General features: G+C 32.4%; 16 protein-coding genes and 2 pseudogenes. 8 read left to right on the top strand and 10 right to left on the bottom strand.

Going from position 1 to position 9,769, the window contains the following annotated elements; genetic code table 11:
- Positions 1-73 precede the first annotated feature (73 nt).
- From AC4MCC_RS14620 to AC4MCC_RS14610, 3 genes are all read right to left on the bottom strand, one after another.
- Entirely contained in the window at positions 74-355 is a 282-nt protein-coding gene (locus AC4MCC_RS14620) for an addiction module antidote protein (RefSeq protein WP_000985609.1), read from the bottom strand.
- Positions 356-658 carry a type II toxin-antitoxin system RelE/ParE family toxin gene (locus AC4MCC_RS14615; RefSeq protein ID WP_000286964.1) on the bottom strand — a complete coding sequence of 101 codons (303 nt, stop codon included), beginning with the start codon at positions 656-658 and terminating at the stop codon, positions 356-358.
- Positions 659-761: 103 nt separating this feature from the next.
- A complete protein-coding gene (locus AC4MCC_RS14610) occupies positions 762-1,289 on the bottom strand; it encodes a plasmid pRiA4b ORF-3 family protein (RefSeq protein ID WP_491885878.1) in 528 nt (175 codons plus the stop codon).
- A gap of 528 nt (positions 1,290-1,817) precedes the next feature.
- Here AC4MCC_RS14610 and AC4MCC_RS14605 point away from each other — a divergent pair.
- A complete protein-coding gene (locus AC4MCC_RS14605) occupies positions 1,818-2,384 on the top strand; it encodes a recombinase family protein (RefSeq protein ID WP_000678311.1) in 567 nt (188 codons plus the stop codon).
- Positions 2,385-2,698: 314 nt separating this feature from the next.
- Here the strand turns inward: AC4MCC_RS14605 and AC4MCC_RS14600 are convergent, their stop codons facing one another.
- From AC4MCC_RS14600 to AC4MCC_RS14590, 3 genes are all read right to left on the bottom strand, one after another.
- The gene (locus AC4MCC_RS14600; protein ID WP_005237334.1) at positions 2,699-2,896 is read right to left on the bottom strand and encodes a hypothetical protein; all 198 of its coding nucleotides are present in this window, start codon (positions 2,894-2,896) and stop codon (positions 2,699-2,701) included.
- Between the two features lie 68 nt (positions 2,897-2,964).
- Positions 2,965-3,192, bottom strand: a complete 228-nt coding sequence (locus tag AC4MCC_RS14595; RefSeq protein ID WP_067731910.1) for a hypothetical protein — start codon at positions 3,190-3,192, stop codon at positions 2,965-2,967.
- 98 nt (positions 3,193-3,290) lie between these two features.
- Complete coding sequence (locus AC4MCC_RS14590; RefSeq protein ID WP_005237341.1) at positions 3,291-3,506, bottom strand: cold-shock protein; 216 nt, start codon at positions 3,504-3,506, stop codon at positions 3,291-3,293.
- A gap of 564 nt (positions 3,507-4,070) precedes the next feature.
- On the opposite strand from AC4MCC_RS14590, the gene AC4MCC_RS14585 reads away from it, so the two are divergent.
- From AC4MCC_RS14585 to AC4MCC_RS14560, 6 genes and pseudogenes are all read left to right on the top strand, one after another.
- The gene (locus AC4MCC_RS14585; protein ID WP_000286964.1) at positions 4,071-4,373 is read left to right on the top strand and encodes a type II toxin-antitoxin system RelE/ParE family toxin; all 303 of its coding nucleotides are present in this window, start codon (positions 4,071-4,073) and stop codon (positions 4,371-4,373) included.
- Positions 4,374-4,655: an addiction module antidote protein gene (locus tag AC4MCC_RS14580; protein ID WP_000985609.1), complete on the top strand. Its 282-nt coding sequence runs from the start codon at positions 4,374-4,376 to the stop codon at positions 4,653-4,655.
- A gap of 101 nt (positions 4,656-4,756) precedes the next feature.
- Positions 4,757-5,314, top strand: a complete 558-nt coding sequence (locus tag AC4MCC_RS14575) for a hypothetical protein (protein WP_491885877.1) — start codon at positions 4,757-4,759, stop codon at positions 5,312-5,314.
- A 407-nt stretch (positions 5,315-5,721) separates the two neighbouring features.
- Positions 5,722-6,321 carry a hypothetical protein gene (locus AC4MCC_RS14570; protein ID WP_107112077.1) on the top strand — a complete coding sequence of 200 codons (600 nt, stop codon included), beginning with the start codon at positions 5,722-5,724 and terminating at the stop codon, positions 6,319-6,321.
- A gap of 25 nt (positions 6,322-6,346) precedes the next feature.
- A pseudogene (locus AC4MCC_RS14565) lies at positions 6,347-6,553 on the top strand (ISNCY family transposase); the annotation flags it as partial.
- A 37-nt stretch (positions 6,554-6,590) separates the two neighbouring features.
- Positions 6,591-6,782, top strand: a complete 192-nt coding sequence (locus tag AC4MCC_RS14560; RefSeq protein ID WP_158650445.1) for a hypothetical protein — start codon at positions 6,591-6,593, stop codon at positions 6,780-6,782.
- Here the strand turns inward: AC4MCC_RS14560 and AC4MCC_RS14555 are convergent.
- The 4 genes and pseudogenes from AC4MCC_RS14555 to AC4MCC_RS14540 form a co-directional block, all read right to left on the bottom strand.
- Positions 6,753-7,307 carry a DUF3761 domain-containing protein gene (locus AC4MCC_RS14555; RefSeq protein ID WP_104498547.1) on the bottom strand — a complete coding sequence of 185 codons (555 nt, stop codon included), beginning with the start codon at positions 7,305-7,307 and terminating at the stop codon, positions 6,753-6,755. The genes AC4MCC_RS14560 and AC4MCC_RS14555 overlap by 30 nt on opposite strands.
- Before the next feature lie 143 nt (positions 7,308-7,450).
- Positions 7,451-7,525: pseudogene (locus AC4MCC_RS14550) on the bottom strand (addiction module antidote protein); the annotation flags it as partial.
- On the bottom strand, positions 7,513-7,953 hold the full coding sequence (locus AC4MCC_RS14545) for a type II toxin-antitoxin system TacA family antitoxin (RefSeq protein WP_491885876.1): 441 nt from the start codon (positions 7,951-7,953) through the stop codon (positions 7,513-7,515). The pseudogene AC4MCC_RS14550 and the gene AC4MCC_RS14545, both read right to left, overlap by 13 nt.
- The gene (locus AC4MCC_RS14540) at positions 7,953-8,567 is read right to left on the bottom strand and encodes an AAA family ATPase (protein ID WP_034672700.1); all 615 of its coding nucleotides are present in this window, start codon (positions 8,565-8,567) and stop codon (positions 7,953-7,955) included. The genes AC4MCC_RS14545 and AC4MCC_RS14540 overlap by 1 nt, the downstream gene beginning before the upstream one ends.
- 129 nt (positions 8,568-8,696) lie before the next feature.
- On the opposite strand from AC4MCC_RS14540, the gene AC4MCC_RS14535 reads away from it, so the two are divergent.
- Complete coding sequence (locus AC4MCC_RS14535; RefSeq protein ID WP_491885875.1) at positions 8,697-9,737, top strand: hypothetical protein; 1,041 nt, start codon at positions 8,697-8,699, stop codon at positions 9,735-9,737.
- The last annotated feature ends 32 nt before the right edge of the window (positions 9,738-9,769 follow it).

Here is a 9,769-nt window from a genome sequence, read left to right as displayed (position 1 = left end):
CTAAAATTAACATAATACACCTTATACGAAATTAAAAAATGGAGCCTAAAGCTCCATTTTTTAATAACTTTTTTTAAATTGCTAAGCGTAAATTCAGTGCTTTTACAACTTTAATCACAGTATCAAAACTAGGGTTAACATCACCAGAAAGTGCTTTATAAAGACTTTCTCGGCCTAAGCCTGTATCTCGTGATAATTGAGCCATTCCTTTAGCTTTTGCAATGTTACCTAAAGCCTTTGCAATGAATGCGGCATCGCCATTAGATTCTTCAATACATGCTTGTAAGTAAGCCTGCATATCATCCTCTGTTTTAAGATGCTCAGCACTGTCCCATTTGCGAAGTTTAATAGCCATTTATAGCTCCTCCTCTAAATCTTGTGCCAATTGCAGGGCAAGTTTTATATCTTTACTTTGCGTAGACTTATCTCCGCCTGCTAAGAGAATAACAACCCTTTGCCCTTGCTTGCAGTAATAAATCCTATAGCCTGGCCCAAAGAAGAAACGTAATTCAGAAACACCTTCACCGACCGGCTCAGTATCTCCAAAGTTTCCATCTTCAACCCGATCAATTCGGACTTGTATGCGTCTTTTTGCCTGCTGGTCTTTTAACTTGGTGAACCAGTCATCAAAGACTTCAGTGGTATATATTGAGTACATAAGTAGAATGTATCCTATAGGATACATTTATGCAAGAAATAAACTTGATATTTGGGGCTCGAAACGGTGAATTTCGTATAACAGCCCTTATGTTAAATCAGGTTTAAAACTTAATATCATGTGAATTAAAGTAGGTCGGATCAAACTCTATCTCTCCTATTTCATCCTCGATAATTTGCATGTAATCGTCATATCTTGGATGTTTGGAGTCTTGTAATGCATCTAAAATATCAAGATATCCAAAAATTCCTCCAATATCTTCAAATGGAGCATGATTTTGACCATCTATACAACATGGATATTTTTTATTTAAATCAGGAGATTGTCTGCTTTCTACAGTAATCAAATGTTCCCAACAATCGCCAAAATCATATGTATATATAATTTTTTTACCTACACGTAGAACTTCTTTCAATTTTTGTCTTTTATTGATCTTTTCATGCTTAATAGTCGTGAATTCATGTAAATGGCTATCTTCCCAATCAAAAGCAGATTGAATTGCCTTATGGAGCCTAGATAAAGTAGCTGCCGATGAAATTTGAATAGTTCTCCAGATTTCAGGATCACTACCTAGCAGACTAATTTTTAATTGAAAAACTTCATCAGAAGATTTGAGCTTTACAGTTCCCATAACAGCCTAGTTCTCAAAAAATAGTTTTAGTAAATCTAAAATTAACATAATACACCTTATACGAAATGTGAAAAATTTTTATTTAAATATCAGTATATTGAGTAATGCCGCTTTATATTCTAAGGTCCTAGAGCGTCATCTTCTTTATTTCGTATGTTCCACGCTTAGCTAACGATCAATGTTCCACGGTTATTATTAGATATTTTAAAATTCCAGAAGCCCTGCCTGACGTGTTTGCAAATCAATTGCTAAATTTCATCCAAGAAAATAGTTAAATGATGAAAATCAATAACTGACTTTTATAAAAGAAAATTTTTTAAGCAAGTTACAACTTGAGTTGCGATGAGAAATTGCTCATTTTCAACAAAATTAATGTAAATTTAGGGTATACCCTAAAGTTACAATCTGAAAGTTCATGAAATTATGTATCATTTAAATGATTTTTAATCATAAGTAACATGTAACTTTAGTGTTAAAGATTTATAATTTACGAAATTGTTCATTTTTATCCAATTGGGGCGTGAAAAAGTGAAAGGCCAAAAAGTAGGGTATGTCCGGGTAAGTTCTGTCGAGCAAAACACTGGACGTCAACTTGAAGGAATTGAGGTCGACCGGATTTTTGTTGACCGTGCTTCAGGTAAAAATACTGACCGACCTAAATTTCAGGAAATGTTGAACTATGTCCGGGAAGGGGACAGGGTGATTGTACATTCAATGGATCGTTTTGCGCGAAGCCTAAAAGATTTGGTCACTGAAGTAGATAAACTGGTCAAACGAGGGATCGCCATCCAGTTTGTAAAAGAAAATATTACTTTTACAGCCGAATCCACCCCGATGGATAATTTGATGCTTCAAATGATGGGTGCTTTTGCACAGTTCGAACGTGAGATCATTTTAGAGCGGCAAAAGGAAGGAATAAAACTCGCCTCTGCTCAGGGGAAGTACAAAGGTCGGGTGCATAAACTAAAGCCTGACCAAGCTGAAGCTTTACGACAAGCATGGAAGGAGGGGAAGTATCCATCGAAAATGGCATTAGGGAAAGCTTTTGGGATTAGTCGTCAGGCGGTATACCGATATTTACAAGTTAGTGAATAGCTTATTGGGATTAGCAACTAAATTTAGTTTAACTTATAAAAATCATGAAACACTGTTCGAATTTTAAGCGTGGAACATGAATAGTCAATAAAAAGCCGCTCTGGTGCCTTACTTCCTAGAGCGGCTTAATCTAATATACTGAAATTTAATGATAAATATAAAGTGTTTCATATAAGGTGTATTATGTTAATTTTAGAAGAACTATAAAGTGTCTACAAATAAGTGGCTATTCAATTCGGTATAAAAAAACCCGCATTCTAGCGAGTAGATTCTGATATTTCATTCAGACTATAGATTTTATAAAAACTATATTTCTAGATGATTTTGAATATTTTTCCACTTAAGGTACTTTGAAAAAGCATTTCAAAACTAGGTCGAATATCTTCACCATCAACGGTGATATGTTTTATATTCGAATGAGATTGCGTATTGGCAAACTGATGATCCACTGTTGCTTGAATCATGTGTTTAACCCCAAACTGATCTTTCACGCTGAGACTCTGTTTAAACATATATAGCCTTTTAATAAAATTATAGTGAAAAAATAAACCTAAATTATTGATGTTTATTAATTTTAAATCTAAGCAACTTTATGGTTTAATTTAAATAGCTGATTTAGAGAAGTATAAAATGTACGGCCATCTAAATTTAAATCCACTTCGATTCCGGATTCCAGCAGAACTCTTTTACCGACTTCAATTTCTTTAAAACCTTGACGTGTATTTTGCATTTTATGAAGGGGAATTAATGAAACAATAATTTCAGTACCATTTTTAGATTTTGCAATTAAATTATTTATTTTTAACAACTTATATCCTATTTCTTCGAGATTTTTCAATTTATAAAACAAATTTTAAAGTATAAAAAAAGCACTTATGAGTGCTTTTTATTACTGTCTATTATTACTTAGATAGCAACAATATTTACAGCATTCGGTCCTTTTTGACCTTGAGCCACACTAAATTCAACCATTTGGCCTTCCATTAAGGTTTTGAAGCCTGAACTCGCGATTTCGCTGAAATGAGCAAAAACGTCTGGACCTGATTCTTGTTGAATGAAACCAAAACCTTTAGTTTCGTTAAACCACTTAACAGTACCTTTAACAACATTTGAGTTTGACATAATATATCCTACTAATTTTTAATAATTTTTAGTCAATTTATTGACTGGGTATAACTTTGAAAATAATAAAGAACGACTTAAAATCTGAAAAAACGAAGGATTATGACTAAAACTGCGATACTTAAAGAAGATTTACCGGAACAAGACTTTTTTCTAGTTAAATTAACTATACACTAAAAATATTATAAATCAAGTTTTTTTTTATATATATATAATAATTTTATAAAAAGATAAAAATAACTCATTTATAAAAATTTATTTTCAATGAAATCAGTTTTATATCGTAAGTATAACAATATAAAGTTAACATGGGTTTCTAGTAAGATTGATAAGTAATGAATGCGTTTATATAGCTCTGTGATAACAATATTGATGTTTTTAATTTCTGGAATGATGATTTTTTCCTATATGCAAGGCATGTATAAACCTCCAAATTTGAACACTTCATTTACTACTAAATAATAATATTTAACATAATGGTTGTTATACGAAATTCACCGTTTCGAGCCCCAAATATCAAGTTTATTTCTTGCATAAATGTATCCTATAGGATACATTCTACTTATGTACTCAATATATACCACTGAAGTCTTTGATGACTGGTTCACCAAGTTAAAAGACCAGCAGGCAAAAAGACGCATACAAGTCCGAATTGATCGGGTTGAAGATGGAAACTTTGGAGATACTGAGCCGGTCGGTGAAGGTGTTTCTGAATTACGTTTCTTCTTTGGGCCAGGCTATAGGATTTATTACTGCAAGCAAGGGCAAAGGGTTGTTATTCTCTTAGCAGGCGGAGATAAGTCTACGCAAAGTAAAGATATAAAACTTGCCCTGCAATTGGCACAAGATTTAGAGGAGGAGCTATAAATGGCTATTAAACTTCGCAAATGGGACAGTGCTGAGCATCTTAAAACAGAGGATGATATGCAGGCTTACTTACAAGCATGTATTGAAGAATCTAATGGCGATGCCGCATTCATTGCAAAGGCTTTAGGTAACATTGCAAAAGCTAAAGGAATGGCTCAATTATCACGAGATACAGGCTTAGGCCGAGAAAGTCTTTATAAAGCACTTTCTGGTGATGTTAACCCTAGTTTTGATACTGTGATTAAAGTTGTAAAAGCACTGAATTTACGCTTAGCAATTTAAAAAAAGTTATTAAAAAATGGAGCTTTAGGCTCCATTTTTTAATTTCGTATAAGGTGTATTATGTTAATTTTAGAAAAACTTAAACCAAATCACCAAAAATCATGAAAAAAAAATCAGCTTTTTTATATTATTTAGATGTTACAGCACCATTTTATTATTTTTATCTGATCCCCACTGCAATCGCATTAGTCATAGTCAGTTTTGATTTCTCATTTAATGGCTTATTTCCGAACACAATTTCCTCTTCGATTTCAAGCCAGCATAAGTTTCTAAATGACTATTTTGCAATATGTAATTTTTTCGTGATTGGTCTTATTGTTATTAATTATTTAAGATACCCACTACCCGCCACACATGTAAAACAAATACGTCAGCATTATGCAAAATTGAATAAAAACCAGCAGTCTATCAATGGCTGGCTTGGAATTGTATTTTTCTGCTTTACCTTAAGCCTAATCAACCTGAATTGGTTTTTTATCAATGATGAGCCTCTTCCTCCATATAAAGAATGGCGTAAAGGCGATACTCTTACCTACTTAAACAGTTTCGCACATCCTTATATTTCTGCTATTGCTTTTAGTTTGCAATATGTCCTTATTGTAGTCATCACATTAATATTTATGAACGTACTCGATAATCGCAAATACAGATCAAATTGAAATACTTAGTCCCATTTAACATATTGGTGGTTATACGAAATTAGTAGTTTCCATTACTATCATTTAGTCTTAATTTGATTAGACCAACGATAATACTATCATTTAATTATTGCATTAAGTTTAATGATAGATATCGAATGCTATTGGGCTCTTTATCATTCAGCTATAGTTCTTTGATAGCTTTTTAATTAAGAAAATGTTCCTGATCCGTTGCCTATTCTTCTGATTTTATATTTCAATTAAATTATTGTTTATATTTAATTTTATGTTCAGCCGTGGCATTATTTTTTAGCACCAACTAACACAAGAATTTCGTTGAGTGATGCAAATTTACTCAAGATAATGAGTGAAATTCATTTAGTTTGACCTAAAAGGAAATTCCTTTTTTTAACAATAGGAATAAATATATGAAATTTATATATATATTTTCACTTGCTGGTATTTTATCAAGCCAGATTTACGCACAGAATGACAAAGATTTTATTAATGAAAGTTGGTATAACTCAGCAGAAATGAAGAGCACTGCAGATTTAGTAAAAATATATGATCAAAACTGCGTAACTCAAGAAAATGAAGCTTGCTCACAGTTAGGTGCAAGCATTCTAGAAAAATTCAAAAATCCTGAATTTACTGAAAGTGCTATAAATTATTTAATGCTAAAAACACACCCAAAAGTGGAAAACTATAATAATGGGGAATTTTTTTATTACAATGGTTTAAGAATGCATCTAACTAATATTGCATTAGATGCAAAAATTAATTACATAACAGAATATCTGAAATCAAAAGATTTTGCAGAACAAGAACATGAATATTACTTTTCCACTCTGAAAGAAGATTTCTATAAATCGTCTTCACTTCATCATGTTTATGCTTCATCTGCTTGTGAAATAGAAAGAGCTTCTTTCACCAATGGATCAGGTAGTCCAAATACTTATATGATCTGTAAATCTGAATATAATTTAAGGTACATGTCTACACTCAATACAATTATATCTATATTTTAAAGCACTAAATTTATTAGATTTTCTCGATAAATTAAGTCAGCTGAATCAGCGAGAGATTGTTGAGAATGAACGGTTGGGTGTTGTTCTGAATCATATCCAACAACAGCATGAAGAACTGGAACAACAAAACAAACGCAATCGTTCTCAAAAGATGCCAAGCAGACGTGTACAGAAAACAGCAATTCAACAACGAAATCTGAATCCTGTGCTTGACTTGGAAATGTCCATATAGGACATTTCTATTTGGTTATTAGGTAGGACATTTCTACTTGGGAATAACAGACACCCTAAACAGGGCAATGGCGCTATCAAAATCAGACGGTTCAATAGAAAAAGCTAATGCTTTATATATTGGTCTTTTTGCAGGAGAGATTAAAAATGATGAATACTTAGCATCTAATAAGATGCAAGAAATTGAAAAAAAGAAAAATTTAATTTTCTTTGCGAATTCCTTTACATGATGGATAATTTATACATCCCCAAAAATTAAAACCATAATTTTTTTTATCTTTAAACTGCATACGACTTCCGCATATAGGACATGATGGCATACTATCATCTATTTTTTTAGAGATAGTTTTATGTTGATTAATAGGCTGATTTATATCTTTTAATTTAGGTTCTGAGAAATTATAAAGAGTATAAGGATTTTTCCTTTTTTCATGCACACTAGACCGTATTTTTTTTGTTTTTTTTACTCTTCTATTACTATTTCTACGTCTACTTTTTATACTACTTTCTACAAATTTTCTTTCAGGTTTAGGTGTTTCTTTAAGTGGGAAAAAATAAATTAATCCCATTGCTCCTATAACGCCAGCAATAAAGCCGATATATACGTTCTTATGGCTTACACCACCATGATGAGAACAAGCCCCCCTTGAACCAATCGAACTTGAACTCCAACCATCAGAACAGCCTGTTCCAATTAAAATAGATGTTAAAAAAAATAGTACGATAAACGTAATAATCGGCCATTTGATATGCATATGACTTTATCTTTTTATAAAATTCACTTATTAGACTACCGAATAAAACTAATTAGAAAATTTAATTTTCCTAAAATTAACATAATACACGTTATACGAAGTTGAAAAAGGGAGCTTAAAGCTCCCTTTTTTACTAGTTTTTTTTAAATTGCTAAGCGTAAATTCAGTGCTTTTACGACTTTAATAACAGTATCAAAGCTTGGATTTACATCGCCGGCTTATTCTTTTCACGTTCAGCTTTACGCTGCTCACTGAGTTTCAAATGCTCTTCATCACTTAATTCAACCTTTGCTAGATTGAGTGGTTTACTCATCGTAGCGTTAAATTTTTCTGCACCTAGAACACGCTTTGCTTCTCTCAAAACAACTTCACGGATGAAGTCATTCAATGACTCCCCGACAAAACCTGCTGCTTCTTTTAAAACTTTCTCTTCCTCATAATACAAAGGCACAGATGCCAAGCGTCCATGTTCTTTACGGTAGCGTTTTTTTACTTCGCCTGTATGGGGTGTGAGAATGATTTTGTATTTTAAGTTGCGTGTGTACTCAACTTCCTGCTCTGCAACATCATCTAATGTGGCTTCAGGGTTAGTCTGGATCTCGTCTAGGTCATCACCAAAACCTATTTTCGCTTTTAACTTGCTCATTATAGGATCTCCACCAAGAACTCATTGAACTCATCTTTAGCCTTCGAGCTACCCATTTCCAATACAGATAAGCCTTGTACTGAAGCATCACGGAACTGTTTGCGGTCACGGATAACAGTATTTAGGATCTTGAATTTAGGGAGCGTATGAAGCAGTTCAATTGAATCTGCCACTTCAGTTGATTTTGAGTTTGAAGGGGCTTTGTTAACCACAATAAATGGCTCAAGCTTTTCATTGACCTTTTGGAAGGTGTTAAACATCTTCAACACGAATGGCAATACTTCAACGTCTGCTTGGCTTGGTTGAGTCGGTACAATCAGTTTATCTGCAACTTGCAAGGCACTACGGAACTCTTCTGAATCACGCCCTGCAACGTCCAATACGACATACTTATATTTCTTTTGCAGATCGAGCAGGACCTTCTTCAAATCGCCTTTATGGTGTTCAGTGTCAATCTGATTTTCTGTTCTACGCTTTGACCATTTAACAGCAGATTGTTGGTCATCAGCATCAACTAAAACTGTATCGCCTTTCTTACTTAAAGCTACAGCTAGGTTTGTGGCTAATGTTGTTTTACCAACTCCACCCTTTTGATTTGCAATACAGACAATCATTTTTCTTATGCTCAAATACCTTTAACAATAGAGCTATTTTAGCGCTGCTATGTGCGCTTATCCAGTTAAATATTTCTCTATTTTGTAACAGGTTAGGGTATGATTTGTGGCTTAGATTTAGGGGGTGGTATGACTCAAAATAAATTAAATTATATACACTATTATCTTTTAGTGATTGTAGCTTCAATTTTAATTTGGGGGGGATTTGAATACATAAGTATCTGCAATGGTCATAACTGTATGATTGATACAACTCGGCTATGGAAAGGACTCACCATTATAACTCTAATCTTCATACCTATTACTCTTTGTATTTGGAGTGATTACGTTAATGGTCAAATAAAAAAATTATTCGCAATATTTAGACTTCAATATGAAGAAAAAACTTTAATTTTTGCGATAGCTATATTTGTAACTCTCGGTATTGCATCTTTACTAATCTTTAATGGGTGGTGGGAATATTATGTAGACGACGCAAAAATTGAAGAAAAAAAGACATTTACTAAATATGGAAAAGAGTACATGTCTGCTCTTGTAAATTTATCAGTTTTTGTAGCAACACTTTTTGCACCCATTGCGGCTTTGATTCTTTATGATAATTGGAAAATTCAAAAAAATTACGACCTAAATAAAGAAATATTATTGAGTATCGATAATATTATATTTGACATATACAATGATTTATTTAAAAGAATAAATTGCATTACATCTCTTTATGAAATTGATTCTTATAAAATAAGTATTGAAAATTACCCAGAGAATAAAAATTTATCAAATTATGTAAACGAGATTAATCAATTACAGTCTAAAATTGAACTTTATGATGCATTAAACAAAAAAAACTTAAAAGAACATTTCAATAATTTTGGCGGATCAATATTTAGAATAACACATATATCTCAAAATATTTTTGATGTGTACGATGATTATGCATCAAAAATTAAAATTAAAAATTCTAAAAACACAGTATCTGTTAAGTATACTAATAGCGAAAAGATAATGTATAAAAATGAGATAGATAATTTAAAAAAGGCACTATTAAAGAAGCATAGATACCAGTCTTCAGATTTATCAGAAATGATATTTTTAGATTTCATTGATGCACTTGATGATTTTAAAAATCAATACCACACTATCACCAACGAAGTTAGAAAAAATATCAAAGCATAAAAACCCCCTGCTCCAATTAAGAAAACAGGGGT

Source organism: Acinetobacter sp. CAU_H_56 (assembly GCF_058599425.1).
This window is presented reverse-complemented; position numbering and strand designations above follow the sequence as displayed.